The organism is Streptomyces exfoliatus, from assembly GCF_000725545.1.
Lineage (GTDB): Bacteria > Actinomycetota > Actinomycetes > Streptomycetales > Streptomycetaceae > Streptomyces > Streptomyces exfoliatus.
In genome coordinates this window covers 79,993-97,207 of the sequence record NZ_JNZP01000010.1, presented here as the reverse complement: position 1 = coordinate 97,207, position 17,215 = coordinate 79,993, and the positions used below count along the sequence as shown (strand labels likewise).

16 protein-coding genes are annotated in these 17,215 nt (G+C 72.6%); 7 read left to right on the top strand and 9 right to left on the bottom strand.

Annotation, left to right across the window (positions count from 1 at the left end; translation table 11 throughout):
- The first annotated feature begins 84 nt into the window (after positions 1-84).
- The gene (locus IO20_RS0112535; protein ID WP_030548951.1) at positions 85-804 is read left to right on the top strand and encodes a SigE family RNA polymerase sigma factor; all 720 of its coding nucleotides are present in this window, start codon (positions 85-87) and stop codon (positions 802-804) included.
- 196 nt (positions 805-1,000) lie between these two features.
- Here the strand turns inward: IO20_RS0112535 and IO20_RS0112530 are convergent, their stop codons facing one another.
- Positions 1,001-1,696, bottom strand: coding sequence for a uridine kinase family protein (locus tag IO20_RS0112530; protein ID WP_078945936.1), 696 nt, complete (start codon positions 1,694-1,696; stop codon positions 1,001-1,003).
- 51 nt (positions 1,697-1,747) lie between these two features.
- Here IO20_RS0112530 and IO20_RS0112525 point away from each other — a divergent pair, with 51 nt between their 5' ends.
- Positions 1,748-2,146, top strand: a complete 399-nt coding sequence (locus IO20_RS0112525) for a hypothetical protein (protein ID WP_030548947.1) — start codon at positions 1,748-1,750, stop codon at positions 2,144-2,146.
- Between the two features lie 11 nt (positions 2,147-2,157).
- Here the strand turns inward: IO20_RS0112525 and IO20_RS0112520 are convergent, their stop codons facing one another.
- The 4 genes from IO20_RS0112520 to deoC all read right to left on the bottom strand — a co-directional run bounded on the left by IO20_RS0112520 (position 2,158) and on the right by deoC (position 7,000).
- Positions 2,158-3,636 (bottom strand): TerD family protein, encoded by a 1,479-nt coding sequence (locus tag IO20_RS0112520; protein WP_037635295.1) that lies wholly within the window; start codon positions 3,634-3,636, stop codon positions 2,158-2,160.
- An 82-nt stretch (positions 3,637-3,718) separates the two neighbouring features.
- Positions 3,719-4,606 (bottom strand): aldehyde dehydrogenase family protein, encoded by an 888-nt coding sequence (locus tag IO20_RS0112515; protein WP_030548944.1) that lies wholly within the window; start codon positions 4,604-4,606, stop codon positions 3,719-3,721.
- The gene (locus tag IO20_RS0112510) at positions 4,599-6,035 is read right to left on the bottom strand and encodes an aldehyde dehydrogenase family protein (protein WP_030548943.1); all 1,437 of its coding nucleotides are present in this window, start codon (positions 6,033-6,035) and stop codon (positions 4,599-4,601) included. Before IO20_RS0112510 ends, IO20_RS0112515 begins: the two co-directional genes overlap by 8 nt.
- A 5-nt stretch (positions 6,036-6,040) precedes the next feature.
- A complete protein-coding gene (deoC, locus tag IO20_RS0112505; RefSeq protein WP_030548940.1) occupies positions 6,041-7,000 on the bottom strand; it encodes a deoxyribose-phosphate aldolase in 960 nt (319 codons plus the stop codon).
- A gap of 248 nt (positions 7,001-7,248) precedes the next feature.
- Here deoC and IO20_RS40275 point away from each other — a divergent pair, with 248 nt between their 5' ends.
- The 3 genes from IO20_RS40275 to IO20_RS0112490 all read left to right on the top strand — a co-directional run bounded on the left by IO20_RS40275 (position 7,249) and on the right by IO20_RS0112490 (position 10,130).
- Positions 7,249-8,484 carry a hypothetical protein gene (locus IO20_RS40275; RefSeq protein ID WP_051874380.1) on the top strand — a complete coding sequence of 412 codons (1,236 nt, stop codon included), beginning with the start codon at positions 7,249-7,251 and terminating at the stop codon, positions 8,482-8,484.
- A gap of 232 nt (positions 8,485-8,716) precedes the next feature.
- Positions 8,717-9,376, top strand: coding sequence for a class F sortase (locus IO20_RS0112495; protein WP_030548936.1), 660 nt, complete (start codon positions 8,717-8,719; stop codon positions 9,374-9,376).
- A gap of 34 nt (positions 9,377-9,410) precedes the next feature.
- Positions 9,411-10,130 (top strand): PH domain-containing protein, encoded by a 720-nt coding sequence (locus tag IO20_RS0112490; RefSeq protein ID WP_030548934.1) that lies wholly within the window; start codon positions 9,411-9,413, stop codon positions 10,128-10,130.
- A gap of 117 nt (positions 10,131-10,247) precedes the next feature.
- On the opposite strand, the gene IO20_RS0112485 is transcribed toward IO20_RS0112490, so the two are convergent.
- The 3 genes from IO20_RS0112485 to IO20_RS0112475 form a co-directional block, all read right to left on the bottom strand.
- Positions 10,248-11,900, bottom strand: a complete 1,653-nt coding sequence (locus IO20_RS0112485; RefSeq protein ID WP_030548933.1) for a phospho-sugar mutase — start codon at positions 11,898-11,900, stop codon at positions 10,248-10,250.
- 368 nt (positions 11,901-12,268) lie between these two features.
- Positions 12,269-13,072, bottom strand: coding sequence for a purine-nucleoside phosphorylase (locus IO20_RS0112480; protein WP_030223766.1), 804 nt, complete (start codon positions 13,070-13,072; stop codon positions 12,269-12,271).
- A 190-nt stretch (positions 13,073-13,262) separates the two neighbouring features.
- The gene (locus IO20_RS0112475; protein WP_030223764.1) at positions 13,263-13,700 is read right to left on the bottom strand and encodes a gamma-glutamylcyclotransferase family protein; all 438 of its coding nucleotides are present in this window, start codon (positions 13,698-13,700) and stop codon (positions 13,263-13,265) included.
- A gap of 217 nt (positions 13,701-13,917) precedes the next feature.
- On the opposite strand from IO20_RS0112475, the gene IO20_RS0112470 reads away from it, so the two are divergent.
- Complete coding sequence (locus IO20_RS0112470) at positions 13,918-15,357, top strand: NAD(P)H-quinone dehydrogenase (RefSeq protein WP_030548931.1); 1,440 nt, start codon at positions 13,918-13,920, stop codon at positions 15,355-15,357.
- A 236-nt stretch (positions 15,358-15,593) separates the two neighbouring features.
- A complete protein-coding gene (locus IO20_RS0112465; protein WP_030223760.1) occupies positions 15,594-16,520 on the top strand; it encodes a DeoR/GlpR family DNA-binding transcription regulator in 927 nt (308 codons plus the stop codon).
- A 93-nt stretch (positions 16,521-16,613) separates the two neighbouring features.
- On the opposite strand, the gene IO20_RS0112460 is transcribed toward IO20_RS0112465, so the two are convergent.
- Positions 16,614-17,159: a TetR/AcrR family transcriptional regulator gene (locus IO20_RS0112460; RefSeq protein ID WP_030548929.1), complete on the bottom strand. Its 546-nt coding sequence runs from the start codon at positions 17,157-17,159 to the stop codon at positions 16,614-16,616.
- Positions 17,160-17,215 lie beyond the last annotated feature (56 nt).

Below are 17,215 nucleotides of genomic sequence, written 5' to 3'. Positions count from 1 at the left end.
GTCGGCGGACAACGCCATGAAGTCCGGTGGGCAAGCTTCTTGGCACACGGACCGAAACTCACTCCGACCGACGGGGGGCGCGAGATGAACGCACTGCACAGCACCACCTCAAGCGCAGTTGTCACGCGTCTCCACGACGTCGTACGGAGCACGGAGAAGTCCGGCGGTGTGAACGGGCGGGGGTGCGTTCGCGGCGTCGGACGTCAGCGCAAGGCGCCTTACATGGTGGCCGTTGCTGACGGGGGAGCGGCGTACGGGGAGGTCACGGGGGAGCGCAACTGCTCGGAAGCCGAGTTCACGGCTTACGTCCAGGAGCGTCGTGCCTCCCTGTACGCCACCGCCTACCACCTCACCGGTGACCGTTTCGAGGCCGAGGACCTGCTGCAGAGCGCGCTGTTCTCCACGTACCGCGCCTGGGAGCGGATCAGCGACAAGGCCGCGGTCGGCGGATACCTCCGCCGCACCATGACCAACCTGCACATCAGCGCCTGGCGTCGGCGCAAGCTCAACGAGTACCCGACCGAGGAGCTGCCGGAGACGGTCGGCGAGACGGACGCGATGCGCGGCACGGAGCTGCGCGCGGTGCTGTGGCAGGCCCTGGCCCGGCTGCCCGAGCTCCAGCGGACCATGCTGGTGCTGCGCTACTACGAGGGCCGTACGGATCCGGAGATCGCGGAGATCCTGGACATCAGTGTCGGCACGGTGAAGTCGAGCATCTGGCGCTCGCTGCGACGCATGCGCGAGGACGAGGTGCTGAGCTTCGGCCGTGACGAGGAGGAGTCCTTCGGCGAGCTGGTGGCCTGAGGCCGGGGGGAGAACTCACGGGCCCACGGGGGAAACGGGGCCGGTGGGGGACCGTACGGGGGTACGGGGGAAATGAGGCGGGTCGTAGGAGCCGGGGGGCTCGTACGACCCGCTTCGCGTTTTCACCGGTCAGCCGGTCAGCCGGTCAGCCGGTCAGCGGGTCGGCCGGTCGCCAGTCCGCCCGTCCGGCGGTCCGTCAGTTCGTCGCCGGCGTGCGGTGGCGGCCCGCCGCCGCGGCGGCCAGCCGGCCCAGGGCCTCGGCCTTCGCGCAGGGGTGGGCGCCCAGTTCGGCCTGGCGGGCCACGATCGCCCGCTCGGCGCGCATCAGGCGCCAGCCGCGGCGCAGCAGGAACGGCACCGACTTGCGGCCCTCGCGGAGGTCGCGGGCGAGCCGGCGGCGGAACGTCGTCGAGGGCCGGCCCCGCAGACAGAGCGCGTCGGCGAGGACGTCGAGTTCACGGCAGCGGGACACGATCTCGGCCGCGAAGATGCCCTCCGCGACGAAGAGCGGCGTCCGCTCGATGTCGAGCCGCTCCCGGTCCACCCGGGAGCTGGTGGCGATGTCGTACACGGGGACGTCGGTCCGACCCGTACGGCACAGCTCGACGATGGCGGAGACGGCGGCATCCGCGTCCCAGGACCGTGGGGAGTCCCAGTCGATGTCCGAGCTGCCGTCGACGAGGGGGAGGGTCGGGTCGTCGCCCTCCTTGTAGAAGTCGTCGAGGCGCAGGACCGGAAGGCCGGTGACGGCGGCGAGGGACGACTTGCCGGAGCCGGAGGGGCCCGCGAGCAGGACGACACGGGTCGGGATCGGTAGGGAACTCACGGGACACCAGTGTGAACCATTCCCCCGTGCGGTGGACCCCCGAGGAAGGCCGTTGGTATCGAGCATCACACCTCAACTACTGTCGGTGTTCGCCCGATCACCCTCGGAAGGATCCTCATGGCGCGTCACGCAGATACCCGGACCCCCCGCCGCAGCGCCCTGTTCAAGGCAGGCCTCACCGTCACGGCGGCGGGGGCGGCGGTGCTCGGCGCCGGTGCGGGCGCCCAGGCGGCCGCACCCGTGCCGCTGCCCGTCGACTCGCTGACCCGTACGGACGCCGCCGCGGCCGGGGCGGGCGCGCTGAGCGGCGTCACCCACGGCCTGGGCCCGCTGACCCGGCTCCAGCTGGACCCGCTGGCCAAGACGGGCGTCGACCCTCTGGAGAACGGCCTCGGTACCCAGGTCGCCGACTTCAAGCCCGTCGGCACCAACCTGGTGACCGACCACCTCACCCAGGGCGGCGCCGTGGCCGACCTGCCGGTGGCCGGTCCGCTGACGCAGAGCCTGCTTCCGTAGGGCTTCTCCGTTCAGCGCCTCGTTCGGTGCAGCCAGCCCAGTGCCCTGCGGGGCTCGGGCAGCTTCGCCGGGCTGCCCGCGTCCCGGCCGCCGCTGTGGGGCTGCACGTCCTTCAGGCGCGCGTTCCAGGGGCCTTCCGCCGCGACCAGACAGACGAGGAGCGGGCCCTCGGGCAGTGGCAAGGTCTCCTTGTGTGCGCCGATCTCGTTGACGGCGGCTCTTCCGTGTTTCGGAAGCGTGGTGGGGTCCGTGTGCCCCGCCAGTCTGTAGAGGTGGACGATGAAATTGCTGCTGCCCTTGAAGTGGAAGGTGGCGTCGGCCGTCCCCCGGGTGTGGAGCAGGACGTCGGAGCCCCAGCCCTCCAGCTTGGCCTCCGTCATACGCCGGGCCTCCGCCAGCGGCAGGATCCGCACCTGCCAGGAGCCCTGTGTCTCCAGCCGCAGCCGCAGACGCCCGTTTTCGGGGACGGAGCCGATCACCCGGCCCCGGAACTCCTTCTCCGTGGTGCTGACGAGATAGCGCCCCTTGGTGTTGGACTCGTCGAGGGGCCACAGCCCCGTGTAGTAACCCTCGTCCCGCACGGTCAGTTCGATCATGACGGGCCCGTGCGGGAGATCCTTCATGGTGATCACGTCGTTGTCCCGGCCGGTGACGGTGCGCGGCTCGAAGTCGGGCCCGCACGTCCAGACCGACGGGTCGGGCGGGGAGGACGGCGTCCGGGGCGCCTGGTCCGGGGCCGCGGCTCCGGCCTGCCTCCGGGCCTGGGCCAGGGCCCGGATCTGGTCCGGGGTCATGTCCAGGAGCTGGTCCCGGGTGAGGCGCAGGCCTTGAGCCGGGGCCTCACCCGGGGCCTGGGCCTGGTCCGGGGCCTCACCCGGGGCGGCGGGCGGGGCCTTACCCGGGGCCTGGGCCTGGTCCGGGGCCTCACCCGGGGCGGCGGGCGGGGCCTCGGCCGGGGCAGGGGTCGGGATCCGGTCCGTGGCCTCCTGCGGCTCCTCGCCCACGTCCACCCCGTGGTCCACCGCCAGGCCGGTCAGCCCGTCGACGTACCCCTGTCCCACCGCGCGGAACTTCCAGCCGCCCGAGCGGCGGTACAGCTCCGCGAGGACCATCGCCGTCTCGGGGCCCGCGTCGGTCACCTCGTAGGCCACGATCGTCGAGCCGTCGGGGCCGTGGACCTCCACGGAGAGCCCGCGCGCGTCCCGCAGCGCGCCGTCCTCCGTCGACGCGACGAGGAGGACACGGGTGATCGCCTCCTCGACGGCCGTGAGGTCGGCGTCCACCCGGCATGTGCCGTCCTCGCCGCCGGTCAGCCGTACCGCGCCCGACGGATGCGCCGGAGCGCCGTCGAACACGATGTCCGCGTCCCCCCGGACCCTGCCCCGCTCCGTCACGAGCAGCGCCGCGACATCCACCCCGCTCCGGACGGCGACGCGCAGCGCGGCCGTCGGGACGAAGGCGTTGTCTCCCTTGATCAATCCCCTCAGCATGACCGGATCCTCCGTTCGATCGCGGACATGCGCAAGGCCCCCGGGTGCGGATCGCGCGTTCCGGGGGCCTTGTGGGGCGGAGCTAGTACGAGGAGCCGCTCGCGCCCAGCGAACCCGTCGGGTGCCAGACCGTCTTCGTCTCCAGGAAGGCGGTCATGCGGTCCGTGCCGGGGGACTCCGTGAAGTCCTCGGTACGGGGGCGCAGGACGCGCTTCAGGTTGTCCGCCGCCGCGATCTCCAGCTCGCGGGCGAGGTCGCCCTCGGTCGCGCCCGTCAGGTCGATCGCGTTGACGTCCTGGTGGGCCGCCAGGTGCGGGGCCATCTCGGCGGCCTTGCCCGAGAGGATGTTCACCACGCCGCCCGGCAGGTCGGAGGTGGCGAGCACCTCGCCCAGGGAGAGGGCGGGGAGCGGGGACTTCTCCGAGGCGATGACGACGGCCGTGTTGCCCGTCGCGATCACCGGGGCGATCACCGAGACCAGGCCGAGGAAGGACGAGTCCTGCGGGGCCACGACCGTCACGACGCCCGTGGGCTCCGGCGTCGACAGGTTGAAGTACGGGCCCGCGACGGGGTTCGCGCCGCCCACGACCTGGGCGATCTTGTCCGTCCAGCCCGCGTACCAGACCCAGCGGTCGATGGCCGCGTCGACGACCTCGGCCGCCTTGTTCTTGGACAGGCCCTCCGCGTGCGCCACCTCGTGCACGAACTGGCCCTTGCGGCCCTCCAGCATCTCGGCGACGCGGTAGAGGATCTGGCCGCGGTTGTACGCGGTCGCGCCCGCCCAGCCGCCGAAGGCCTTGCGCGCGGCGACGACCGCGTCACGGGCGTCCTTGCGGGAGGAGAGGGGAGCGTTGGCCAGCCACTTGCCCTTGCTGTCCTGCACTTCGTACACCCGGCCGCTCTCGGAACGCGGGAACTTCCCGCCCACGTACAGCTTGTAGGTCTTGAAGACGGAAAGACGGTCAGACATCGAGGTACGCCTCCAGGCCGTGGCGACCGCCCTCGCGGCCGAAGCCCGACTCCTTGTAGCCGCCGAAGGGCGAGGTCGGGTCGAACTTGTTGAACGTGTTGGCCCAGACGACACCCGCGCGGAGCTTGCCGGCGACCGCGAGGATGCGGGAGCCCTTCTCCGTCCAGATGCCGGCGGACAGGCCGTACTGACTGTTGTTGGCCTTGGCGACGGCCTCGTCGGGCGTACGGAAGGTCAGCACCGACAGGACGGGGCCGAAGATCTCGTCGCGGGCCACCGTGTGCGCCTGCGTGACGTTCGTGAAGAGCGTCGGGGCGAACCAGTAACCGGCCGACGGGATCTCGCAGGAGGCGGTCCAGCGCTCGGCGCCCTCCGCCTCGCCCTGCTCCACCAGCGAGGTGATGCGGGCCAGCTGCTCCGAGGAGTTGATGGCGCCGATGTCGGTGTTCTTGTCGAGCGGGTCGCCGAGGCGCAGCGTGTTCAGACGGCGCTTGAGCGAGTCGAGCAGCTCGTCCTGGATCGACTCCTGGACCAGGAGGCGCGAGCCCGCGCAGCAGACCTGGCCCTGGTTGAAGAAGATGCCGTTGACGATGCCCTCGACGGCCTGGTCGATGGGGGCGTCGTCGAAGACGATGTTGGCGCCCTTGCCGCCCAGCTCAAGGGTGACCTTCTTGTGCGTGCCGGCGACGGAGCGCGCGATCGACTTGCCGACCGCGGTCGAGCCGGTGAAGGCGACCTTGTTCACGTCCGGGTGCTCGACGAGCGCGGCGCCGGTGTCCCCGTAGCCGGGGAGGATGTTGACGACGCCCTTCGGCAGCCCGGCCTGGCGGCAGATGTCCGCGAAGAACAGGGCGGAGAGCGGGGTCGTCTCGGCCGGCTTCAGGACGACCGTGTTGCCGGTCGCGAGGGCCGGGGCGATCTTCCACGCCAGCATGAGCAGCGGGAAGTTCCACGGGATGACCTGGCCGGCCACGCCGAGCGGGCGCGGGTTCGCGCCGTAGCCCGCGTGGTCGAGCTTGTCGGCCCAGCCCGCGTAGTAGAAGAAGTGGGCGGCGACCAGCGGGAGGTCCGCGTCGCGGGTCTCCTTGATCGGCTTGCCGTTGTCCAGGGTCTCCAGGACCGCCAGCTCGCGGCTGCGCTCCTGGATGATCCGGGCGATGCGGAAGAGGTACTTGGCGCGCTCGGAGCCGGGAAGCGCCGACCACTTCTCGAACGCCCTGCGGGCCGCCTTCACCGCGCGGTCCACGTCCTCGGCGCCCGCCTGGGCGACCTCGGACAGGACCTCCTCGGTGGCGGGGGAGACGGTCTTGAAGACCTTGCCGTCGGCCGCCTCGACGAACTCGCCGTCGATGAACAGGCCGTAGGAGGGGGCGATGTCGACGACGGCCCGGGACTCGGGCGCCGGTGCGTACTCGAATGCAGATGCCATGTTGATCAGTCCACCGTCACGTAATCGGGGCCGGAGTAACGGCCGGTAGCCAGCTTCTGGCGCTGCATCAGCAGGTCGTTGAGCAGGCTGGAGGCGCCGAAGCGGAACCAGTGGTTGTCCAGCCAGTCCTCGCCCACGGTCTCGTTGACGAGGACCAGGAACTTGATCGCTTCCTTGGTGTTGCGGATGCCGCCGGCCGGCTTCACGCCGATCTGCACGCCGGTCTGGGCGCGGAAGTCGCGCACGGCCTCCAGCATGAGGAGCGTGTTCGCCGGGGTGGCGTTGACCGCGACCTTGCCGGTCGAGGTCTTGATGAAGTCCGCGCCGGCCATCATGCCGAGCCAGGAGGCGCGGCGGATGTTGTCGTACGTGGACAGCTCGCCGGTCTCGAAGATCACCTTGAGGCGGGCGCGGTCGCCGCACTCCGCCTTGATCGCGGCGATCTGTTCGAAGACCTCCAGGTAGCGGCCGGAGAGGAAGGCGCCACGGTCGATGACCATGTCGATCTCGTCGGCACCGGCGGCGATGGCGTCCGCGGTGTCGGCGAGCTTCACGGGGAGCGCGGCGCGGCCGGCCGGGAAGGCGGTGGCGACCGAGGCGACCTTGACGCCGGAGCCCGCGAGGGTGGCCTTGGCGGTGGCGACCATGTCGGGATAGACGCAGACGGCGGCGGTCGTCGGGGTCGTGCGGTCGGTCGGGTCGGGCCGGACGGCCTTGGCGGCGAGCGCCCGGACCTTGCCCGGGGTGTCCGCGCCTTCGAGCGTCGTCAGGTCGATCATGGAGATGGCCAGGTCGATGGCGTACGCCTTGGACGTGGTCTTGATCGAGCGGGTGCCGAGGGACGCGGCGCGCGCCTCCAGGCCGACGGCGTCGACGCCGGGCAGCCCGTGGAGGAAGCGGCGCAGCGCACTGTCGGACGCGGTCACGTCGGCGAATGCGAGAGCTGCGGGTGCAGTGGTGGGCATGGTCACCAGTCGAGCATATCTACGCGCGTAGCGACCTGTACAGGGGAGCGGGTCGCGCGAGCCCGAGGTCACAGGCCGCCGAGCGGGGTGACCCCTGTCACGCGGCCGTGACATGGAGTGGACAAGTCCCGAATAGACGATCAATAGATTTCTTCTTGCAGCCAGCCAGACCTCACCGGAACCAAGTCGGACCGAGAAAAAGCGGCATGCGACTCACCTCGACCATCGACCTGAATCCAGGAGTCGTTATGCGCACCGCCCTTCGCACCGCCATCGCCACCGCCCTCGTCGCGGGTGTCGCGATCACCGCCCCGGCCTTCGCCGCCGGAGCCGCCTTCGCGGCCGACGGCCCGGTGGCCGTCACCACGACCGAGGCGAAGCCGGCCGACGCCAAGCCCGCGGACGCGAAGGGCGAGGCCGGCGAGTCCACAGACGCGAAGGGCGAGCAGGAGGGCACCTTCGTCAGGAACCAGGTCCTGCCGAACGGCGCCATCGCCAAGATCATCCGGCTCGGCGACACCCACTACCGCGCCGAGATCACCAAGCAGGGCCAGCGCGTCGGGACCCTGGAGGCCGACGGCCACCCGGTCGCCGGCAACGACGACGGCACCTTCCTCGTCCTCTTCGAGACCGGTCTCACCTCCACCTGGCGGGGCAACTACCTCCCGGGCGCCCGCCCCGGTGTGTACGAACTCGCGAACGGCACCCGCGTGGAGCTCGTGGTGAAGCTCGGCCGCTGGACCCTCCAGACCGCGGAGAAGGGCGCCGAGCCCCGCGTCCTCACCACCCTGAACGGCACCCGCAAGGTCGTTCAGTACGGCAAGGCCGTCCTCGTCGTGGAGCCCGACGGCGGTCTCGCCGCCTACATCAACGGCAGCACGCGGCAGGCCGCCCCGCGGCTCGTCCCGGCCGAGACCCCCGCGCCCGCCCCCGCGCCCACCACCGGCCCCGTCGTCACCATCGGCGAGTGCACCGTCCGGCAGGACATCCCCTCCGTCTTCGCGCTGCTCACCGTGACGCTCACCAACGACCTGGAGAAGGGCCCGAAGGCCGTCCTCAAGGACGAGAAGGGCAAGGCCATCGTCACGGTCGACCGCGCGAACCCGGCCGACCGGGGCATGGGCCTCACGATCAAGGACGCGGGCACCACCACCCCGCAGCTCGGGCAGCGCACCCAGGGCGGCGACACGCCGTACCGCTGGACCGCCTTCCCGAAGCTCCCCAAGGGCTGCGAGAAGAACCCCGCGGCGACCACCCCGGAGCCGTCGGCCACCACTCCGGCCCCCGCCGGCAACACCGGCACCACCCCGAACAACGCCGGACAGACCTCCGTCGTCCCGAAGGGCGGAGTCGCGGCCGGCGCCGAGACCGGCGCCGGTGACGACAGCACCGCGCTGATCGCGGCCGGCGCCGGCGCCGCCTCGCTCGCCGCCGCGGGCCTCGGCTTCGTCGTCCTGCGCCGTCGGGCCGCGGGCCGCGTCTGACCTGGCCGGCCGGCGGAAACGGCGGTCGCCTGACGCCGGTCGCCTGACGGCGGTCGCCTGACGGCGGTCGCCGGTCGTCCGCCGCCCGTCGCCGACACCATCCGGCCCGGCCCCCGAGGCCGGGCCGACTCCCCGCCCCTTGACCCGAGCGGGAGCGCACCTCACCCCACCCCAGGCCGGTCGCCGCGTCCCGCGCGGCGACCGGCCACACCCGTCCGTCCGGAGCCCCGCCGTGAACCGCCGCCGTACCCGCGCCCGTACCGCCCCCGCCCTCTCCCTGGCCGCCCTGATCGCCCTCGCCGCGCTCTCCGGCTGCTCCGCCGGCGCCGAGCCCGCGCCCGTCACCCCGCCCGCGCGGATCTCCGAGGCCACCGCCGCGCCCACCCCGGCCACGAGCGCCGCGCCCGTCCGGCCGCTCGCACGGTCACTGCCCGTCAGGGTGCGGCTGCCCGCCGCCGGCGTCGACACCGAGACCGCCGGGCCCGTCCTCCGACTGGGGCTCGCCGCCGACGGCACCGTCGAGGTGCCCTCCGTCGCCGACGCCGACCGGATCGGCTGGTACGACAAGGGCGTCACGCCCGGCGAGACAGGGCCCGCCGTCCTCATCGGGCACTTCGACACCGAGCGCGGCCCCGCCGTCCTGAAGAACGTCTCCCGCGTCCGGGTCGGCGACGAGATCACCGTGACCCGCGCCGACGGCACCCTCGCCGTCTTCCGCGTCCGGGAGCTGGAGCAGGTCGACAAGGACACCTTCCCGACGGCCAAGGTGTACGGCGACACCGAGCGCCCCGAACTGCGCGTCATCACCTGCGGCGGCGAGCTGGTCGACGGCCACCGCCCCGACAACATCATTCTGTACGCGGATCTCGTGGCCACGCGGGCGGCCGCCTGAGCCTCCGTCGGCCCGCTGAGGCACAATCGGCGGCATGACGACCCCCGAGCCGACCCCCGAGCCCAGCCACGAGCCGAGCCGCGAGTCGACCCCCGAGCAGCCGTCCACGGGCCCCGCGAAGCCGTCCGCCGACGACGGGCGGCCGAAGCCCTTCGCCGACCGTGTCTACCGGTCGCCGCTGGGGATCGCCGGAGGAGTGTTCTTGCTGGTCCTCGCGCTCCTGTTCGCCGGTGACGTGCTGGTGCGCGGCGAGGGCCGGTCGCCGTGGCTCGCGCTCGCGGGCCTCGTCCTCGCCGTCCCGCTGATCGTCGCCTTCACCATCCGGCCCGCCGTGTACGCCAACGACGACCGGCTCCGGGTCCGCAACCCCTTCCGGTCGATCACGCTGCCCTGGTCGAAGGTCGCCGACGTCCGCGCCGGGTACTCCAGCGAGGTGCTCACCCAGGACGGCACCAAGTACCAGCTGTGGGCCATCCCCGTCTCGCTGCGCCAGCGCAAGAAGACGGCCCGCGTCGCCGCCCGCGCCTCCCAGGACGGTCCGCGCGGCCGTACCCCGGTCGCCGCGGGCGCGCACGACGGCGGCTCGCGGGCGGCGGCCGGCGACCAGGCCGTCGCCGAGCTGCGCGAGCTCGGCGAGCGCCGCGCCGGCACGCCCGGCGCGGTCGGCGAGGTGCGGGTGCGCTGGGCGTACGAGATCGTCGGCCCCGCGCTGGCCGGACTGCTGCTCCTGGTGATCCTCATGGCGACGGGCTGATCCCGACGACCCCGCCGACCGCGGGGAGACACGGCCCGGGTCGCCCGGGGCGTGGAGAACGCCGGAGGGCCGGTACGGGAACGCATCCCGTACCGGCCCTCCGTGACGATCCCGCCGTCACAGTCCGGCGGCCGCCGACAGGTCACGCTTGATGGCGACGAGCAGCTCCGAGGCCTTCGCGCGGGCCGGAGCGAGGTCGACCGCCGCGGCGACCGGGACCACGACCTCCAGGTAGCACTTCAGCTTGGGCTCGGTGCCGCTCGGGCGGACGATCACCCGGGCCTTGTACGCGCCCTCCAGGTGGTAGCGCAGCCCGTCCGTCGGGGGCAGCGACTCCGTCCCCTTCGTCAGGTCCTCCGCCGAGACGACCGTCAGACCGGCCAGCGACACCGGCGGGCGCTCGCGCAGCGCCGCCATCGCGTTCGCGATGACGCTCAGGTCCTCGACGCGCACCGACAGCTGGTCCGTGGCGTGCAGCCCGTGCTCCACCGCCAGGTCGTCCAGCAGGTCGGTCAGCGTCCGGCCCTGCTCCTTGAGCACCGACGCCAGCTCGGTGACGAGCAGCGCCGCCGTGATGCCGTCCTTGTCGCGGACGCCCTCCGGGTCGACGCAGTAGCCGAGCGCCTCCTCGTAGCCGTAGCGCAGGCCCTCGACGCGCGCGATCCACTTGAAGCCGGTCAGGGTCTCCTCGTAGCCGAGGCCCGCGGCGTCGGCGATCCGGCCGAGCAGCGAGGACGACACGATCGACTCGGCGAAGACGCCGGTGGCGCCCTTGTAGACCAGGTGCGCGGCGAGCAGCGCGCCCACCTCGTCGCCGCGGAGCATCCGCCAGCCGCCCGTGACCGCCGGGTCCGGCACGGCCACCGCGCAGCGGTCGGCGTCCGGGTCGTTGGCGATGACCAGGTCGGGGTCCACGGCGCGGGCCGCCTCGAAGGCGAGGTCCATGGCCCCCGGCTCCTCCGGGTTGGGGAAGGCGACCGTGGGGAAGGCCGGGTCCGGCTCGGCCTGGGCGGCGACGAGCGCGGGCGGCGGGAAACCGGCCCGGGCGAACGCGGCGGTCAGGACGTCCTTGCCGACGCCGTGCATGGCCGTGTAGACGGTCCTGGCGGTGCGGGGTGATCCGGGGCTCAGGACGGCGTCCGTACGCTCCAGATAGGCGTCCAGGACCTCGTCGCCGAGGGTCCGCCAGCCGTCCTCGGGGCGCGGGACGTCGTCGAGCGAGCGGATCGCGTCGATCTCGGCGGCGATCTCCGCGTCGGCGGGCGGCACGATCTGCGAGCCGTCGCCCAGGTAGACCTTGTAGCCGTTGTCGCGCGGCGGGTTGTGGCTCGCGGTCACCTCGACGCCCGCGACGGCACCCAGATGCCTTATGGCGTACGCCAGGACGGGCGTCGGCAGCGGGCGGGGGAGCAGCGCGGCGCGCAGCCCCGCGCCGGTCATCACGGCGGCGGTGTCACGGGCGAAGTCGGCGGACTTGTAGCGGGCGTCGTAGCCGATGACGACGAGACCGCCCTCCTCGCCCTTCGCCCTGAGGTACGCGGCGAGGCCGGCGGCGGCCCGGATGACGACCGAGCGGTTCATCCGCATCGGCCCCGCGCCCAGCTCGCCGCGGAGTCCGGCGGTGCCGAACTGGAGTGTGCCGGCGAAACGGTCGGCGAGCGCGTCGGTGTCACCGGCCTTGATCAGCTCGGCGAGCTCCTCGCGGGTCTCGCTGTCGGGGTCCTCGGCGAGCCAGGCCTTGGCCCGGGTGAGGAGGTCGTCCTGGGTCACGGTGTGCCTTTCGGGGTGCGGGAGGGTGGGGTGGCGGGGCGAGTACCGCTGCGCGGAGCCTTCCCCCACCCCGCCCCTTCCCGAAACTGGGGGCAAGCCCCCAGACCCCGTACGGCCTTCGGCCGTGCCCTCGAACGCCGGGCGGGCTGGATTTCCGCCGGGGCGGAAATCCAGCCCGCCGGCGTTCGAGGCGCGGGGTCCGGGGCGGAGCCCCGGTTCGGGAAGGGGCGGGGTGGGGAAGAAGCCCCGCGCAGCGGCCCCGACGGCGGACGCCCGAGGCCGGGGCCCCGGCGGTCGGAGGCCGCCGCAGCGCCCCGAGGCCCGTTCGGCCCCCAGGGGCCGAACGGTGTGAGGGGCGCGGGAAGAACTCAGATCCGGTCGAGGACGCGGGTCAGCAGCTCGCCCATCCGCGCGGCCGAGTCGCGCCCCGCCTGGAGGACCTCCTCGTGGTTCAGCGGCTCGCCCGAGAGCCCCGCCGCCAGGTTCGTCACCAGGGAGATGCCGAGGACCTCCGCGCCGGCCTCACGGGCGGCGATGGCCTCCAGGACGGTGGACATGCCGACGAGGTCGCCGCCGAGCACGCGGACCATGTTGATCTCGGCCGGGGTCTCGTAGTGCGGGCCGGGGAACTGCACGTAGACGCCCTCTTCGAGGGTCTCGTCGACCTCCTTGCACAGCGCGCGCAGCCGCGGCGAGTACAGGTCGGTGAGGTCCACGAAGTTCGCGCCGACGATCGGCGAGGCGGCCGTCAGGTTGAGGTGGTCGCTGATGAGGACCGGCTGGCCGGGGCGCATGCCCTCGCGCAGGCCGCCGCAGCCGTTGGTGAGGATGACGGTCTCGCAGCCGGCGGCGACGGCGGTACGGACGCCGTGGGCGACGGACGCGACGCCGCGGCCCTCGTAGAAGTGGGTGCGGCCGAGGAAGACGAGCGCGCGCTTCTCGCCGATCTTGTACGAGCGGATCTTGCCGCCGTGGCCCTCGACGGCGGGCGGCGGGAAGCCGGGCAGGTCGGTGACGGGGAACTCGGCCTCGGGCGCGCCGAGCGCGTCGACGGCGGGCGCCCAGCCCGAGCCCATGACCAGGACGACGTCGTGCTTCTCGACTCCGGTCAGCTCGCGAAGACGGGCGGCAGCGGCCTCGGCGGCCTCGTACGGGGTGGCAGTTGCGTTCACTGACTCTCTCGCCTCGGGGAGGGTGGGTCCGAGGTGGGCCCCGGACGGATTTGGTACGCGCAGCAGCGTAGCCGGAGATTGCCTACGCGCGTAGATGACGATGCCGACGGACATGCGATCGTTGTCTTGTCGTTTCCGACAAAAGGCGCACCGGTACCCCCGTCCCCGCCCCTGGGGTGTTCGTACACCCTCAGCAGGGGCGCTTGCGCAACTCCATCACGTAGTCGTGCGGCGCGCCCGCCGACTCGGCCGCGTCGGCGACCTCGCCGAGGTACCGCGCCGAGGGAAGCCCGCCCTCGTACCCGTTGAGCACGTACACCCAGGCGGCCTCCTCGCCGTCCAGGGTGTGCACCCGCACCCGCATCCGGCGGTAGATGTCGAGGCCGACGCCCTCCCAGCGGTCCATCGAGTCCTCGTCCATCGGCGCGATGTCGTACAGCGCCACGAAGACCTGCGAGCGGGGGGCCTCCACGATGGTGGCCAGCGCCCCCTCCCAGCCCATCTGTTCGCCGCCGAAGGTCAGCCGCCAGCCGTTCAGCCAGCCGGTGCCGCGCAGCGGGGAGTGCGGTGCGCGGCGGCTCATCAGCCGCGCGTCGAGGTTGCCGGCGAAAGCGGCGTAGAGCGACATGGCACCGAGGGTACGGGAGGGGGCGGGGTGTCCGCCGAACTCCGAGGTGGAGACCGTGGGGTCCCGGGACCGCCGGGCGTACGGCCCCCGGCGTGAGACCGCGCCGGGCGTGCGGGAGAATGGGGTACGCACTTTGAAGCGTGCGGGACAATGGCGTACGCACTGCACCCCAGCGGGGGGACCCCCCGGCAGAACGAGACGCGAGGCGTAGATCCCAGTGACCCGGATCGTGATCATCGGCGGCGGACCCGGCGGATACGAGGCGGCCCTGGTGGGCGCCCAACTCGGCGCGGAGGTGACCGTCGTCGACTGCGACGGCCTCGGCGGCGCGTCCGTCCTGACCGACTGCGTGCCCTCCAAGACCCTGATCGCCACCGCCGAGGTGATGACCACCTTCGACTCCTCCTACGAGGAGCTCGGCATCATCGTCGCGGACGACACCCCGCACGTGGAGCAGGCCGCCCGCGTCGTCGGCGTCGACCTCGGCAAGGTCAACCGGCGGGTGAAGCGCCTGGCGCTCGCCCAGTCGCACGACATCACCGCCTCCGTCACCCGGGCGGGCGCACGCGTGCTCCGCGGTCGCGGCCGGCTCTCCGGCCGGCAGGCGATGGACGGGTCCCGCCAGGTGGTCGTCACCGCCGCCGACGGCACCGAGGAGACGCTGACCGCCGACGCCGTGCTGATCGCCACCGGCGCCCACCCGCGCGAGGTGCCCGACGCCAAGCCGGACGGCGAGCGCATCCTGAACTGGACGCAGGTCTACGACCTCAAGGAGCTCCCCGAGGAGCTCATCGTGGTCGGTTCCGGCGTCACCGGCGCCGAGTTCGCCGGCGCCTACCAGGCGCTCGGCTCCCGGGTCACCCTGGTGTCCAGCCGTGACCGGGTGCTCCCCGGGGAGGACCCGGACGCCGCCGCCGTCCTGGAGGACGTCTTCCGCCGCCGTGGCATGAACGTCATGGCCCGCTCCCGCGCCGAGTCCGCCAAGCGGGTCGGCGACCGGGTCGAGGTCACCCTCGCCGACGGCCGGGTCATCTCCGGCACGCACTGTCTGATGGCGGTCGGCGCGATCCCGAACTCGGCCGGGATGGGTCTGGAGGAGGCGGGGATCAAGCTGAAGGACTCCGGTCACATCTGGACCGACCGGGTCTCCCGCACCAGCGCCCCCGGCGTGTACGCGGCCGGTGACGTCACCGGCGTCTTCGCGCTCGCCTCGGTGGCCGCCATGCAGGGCCGAATCGCCATGTACCACTTCCTCGGCGACGCGGTGGCCCCGCTCAACCTGAAGACGGTCTCGTCGAACGTCTTCACCGACCCCGAGATCGCCACCGTCGGCTACACCCAGGCCGACGTGGACGCCGGCAAGATCGACGCCAAGGTCGTCAAGCTCCCGCTGCTGCGCAACCCGCGCGCGAAGATGCAGGGCATCCGGGACGGCTTCGTCAAGATCTTCTGCCGTCCCGGCACCGGCATCGTGGTCGGCGGCTGTGTCGTCGCCCCGAAGGCGAGCGAACTGATTCACCCCATCTCGATCGCGGTCGACAACAATCTGACGGTCGAACAGATCGCAAATGCTTTCACCGTGTACCCCTCCCTGTCGGGTTCGATCGCGGAAGTGGCACGGCAGTTGCACACCCGGAAGACGGCGGGCGAGGTCTAGCCGGACGCCCGGCACCCGTCCCTGCCTGCGGGAACGGTTCGCCGACTCGGACAACCCCCGGCAAGCCCGGGCATAGCCCAGGCGCCGGACGATCAACGGCGGGGTCCCCCATACCACTTGGGGGCCTCGCCCATGCGCATATTCAGCAATTCGGCGCATAGTGCTGAAAACTATCGGCCAGTCACGTTACTGTCAGTTTCGTGTTCGCTGCAGAACGTCGCCAGTTGATCCTCGAAATGGTGCGAGCCAATGGGGCCGTGTCGCTCCGCGAGCTCGCCCGCGTCGTCCAGACCTCGGAGGTGACCGTACGGAGAGACGTACGGGCACTGGAGGCAGAAGGACTCCTCGACCGCCGCCACGGCGGTGCGGTGTTGCCGGGCGGATTCACGCGAGAATCCGGCTTCCCGCAGAAATCCCATCTCGCGACCGCGGAGAAGACGGCCATCGCCGACGTCGCCGCGAGCCTCGTCGAAGAAGGCGAGGCCATCGTCGTCGGCGCCGGGACGACCACGCAGGAGCTGGCCCGCCGGCTCGCCCGCGTGCCCGGTCTGACCGTGGTCACCAACTCCCTGCTCGTCGCCCAGGCCCTCGCCCACGCCAACAGGGTCGAGGTCGTCATGACCGGCGGCACCCTGCGCGGCTCCAACTACGCGCTCGTGGGCAGCGGGGCGGAGCAGTCGCTCCAGGGCCTCCGGGTCTCCCGCGCCTTCCTCTCCGGGAGCGGACTGACCGCCGAGCGCGGCCTGTCCACCTCCAACATGCTCTCCGCGAGCGTGGACCGGGCGCTCGTCCAGGCGGCGGCGGAGGTCGTGGTCCTCGCCGACCACACCAAGCTCGGCGCCGACACCATGTTCCAGACGGTGCCCACGGACGTCATCACCCGCCTTGTCACCGACGAGCCGCCCGCCCATGACGACCGGGCGGCCACCGAGCTCCAGGCCCTCGCCGACCAGGGCGTGCAGATCGCCGTGGCGGGTACGGGCGCCGGGCCCGGCGCGGCCGGCGGTGAGCAGCACCCCCCGGGCGTCCGGCCCCGCCGTGACATGCCGCTCCCCGTCCAGCGCGGGCGGATGGCGGCCGGTCAGTTCAGGGGGCCTGGCGGGGGAATGGCCGCGGAGACGCTGGAGCGCACGGCACGCGTCGCGGACATGCGCCGCCGCTGAGGGGTGCGAGGGACCTTCCCCCAAAGGTCCCGGGCCGCCGGCGCCCGTACACCCGGGACGACGTCAGTCCCGGTTTCCCCGGACCTCGAGTCCTCAGTGCTTGATTCCCCGGAGCGTCAGCGCGAGCAGGCGGTCCGCCAACTCCGGATCGTCCGGACGCTGTTCCGCCGCCAGCGCGATCGCGTTGGTCAGCTGCATCAGATCGCCGATCGACACGTCGGCGCGCACCTGGCCCGCCTCACGGGCGCGCCCGAGCAGCCGCTCACCGGCCGCCCGCAGCGGCTCGCTGCATCCGGCGAGCGCCGAACTCCGGTCGTACGAGGCCGACATCAGCGCGTGCGCGAGCCCCCGGTACTCGCCCGCGTGGGCGATCAGGGCCCGCAGCCACTCCACGAGCGCCCGGCACGGCTCCGCGGCCCCGGCCAGCTCCGCCGAGCGGCGCAGGAGCGCCGTCAGAGCCTCCTGGAAGACGGCGTTGAGCAGCTCGGCCCGGGTGGGGAAGTGGCGGTAGAGGGTGCCGATCCCGACGCCCGCGCGGCGCGCGATCTCCTCGAGGGAGGCGTCGGCGCCCTGTTCGGCGAAGGTGGCGCGGGCTTCGATGAGCAGTCGCTCGTGGTTGCGGCGTGCGTCGGCTCGCATGGCGTGGAAACACCCTCCCCTCGGCGAAGGGCCCGCAGGCGGCTGCCTGCGGGCCC

What these genes read in the sequence shown, in the direction of transcription:
- IO20_RS0112465 (WP_030223760.1), top strand. Translation starts at nt 15,594, where the DNA reads ATGGTGCGAGCCAATGGGGCCGTGTCGCTCCGCGAGCTCGCCCGCGTC.
- IO20_RS0112460 (WP_030548929.1), bottom strand. Translation starts at nt 17,159, where the DNA reads ATGCGAGCCGACGCACGCCGCAACCACGAGCGACTGCTCATCGAAGCC.
- IO20_RS0112475 (WP_030223764.1), bottom strand. Translation starts at nt 13,700, where the DNA reads ATGTCGCTCTACGCCGCTTTCGCCGGCAACCTCGACGCGCGGCTGATG.
- IO20_RS0112530 (WP_078945936.1), bottom strand. Translation starts at nt 1,696, where the DNA reads ATGCTCGATACCAACGGCCTTCCTCGGGGGTCCACCGCACGGGGGAAT.
- IO20_RS0112510 (WP_030548943.1), bottom strand. Translation starts at nt 6,035, where the DNA reads ATGGCATCTGCATTCGAGTACGCACCGGCGCCCGAGTCCCGGGCCGTC.
- IO20_RS0112520 (WP_037635295.1), bottom strand. Translation starts at nt 3,636, where the DNA reads ATGCTGAGGGGATTGATCAAGGGAGACAACGCCTTCGTCCCGACGGCC.
- IO20_RS0112515 (WP_030548944.1), bottom strand. Translation starts at nt 4,606, where the DNA reads ATGTCTGACCGTCTTTCCGTCTTCAAGACCTACAAGCTGTACGTGGGC.
- deoC (WP_030548940.1), bottom strand. Translation starts at nt 7,000, where the DNA reads ATGCCCACCACTGCACCCGCAGCTCTCGCATTCGCCGACGTGACCGCG.
- IO20_RS0112525 (WP_030548947.1), top strand. Translation starts at nt 1,748, where the DNA reads ATGGCGCGTCACGCAGATACCCGGACCCCCCGCCGCAGCGCCCTGTTC.
- IO20_RS0112535 (WP_030548951.1), top strand. Translation starts at nt 85, where the DNA reads ATGAACGCACTGCACAGCACCACCTCAAGCGCAGTTGTCACGCGTCTC.
- IO20_RS40275 (WP_051874380.1), top strand. Translation starts at nt 7,249, where the DNA reads ATGCGCACCGCCCTTCGCACCGCCATCGCCACCGCCCTCGTCGCGGGT.
- IO20_RS0112490 (WP_030548934.1), top strand. Translation starts at nt 9,411, where the DNA reads ATGACGACCCCCGAGCCGACCCCCGAGCCCAGCCACGAGCCGAGCCGC.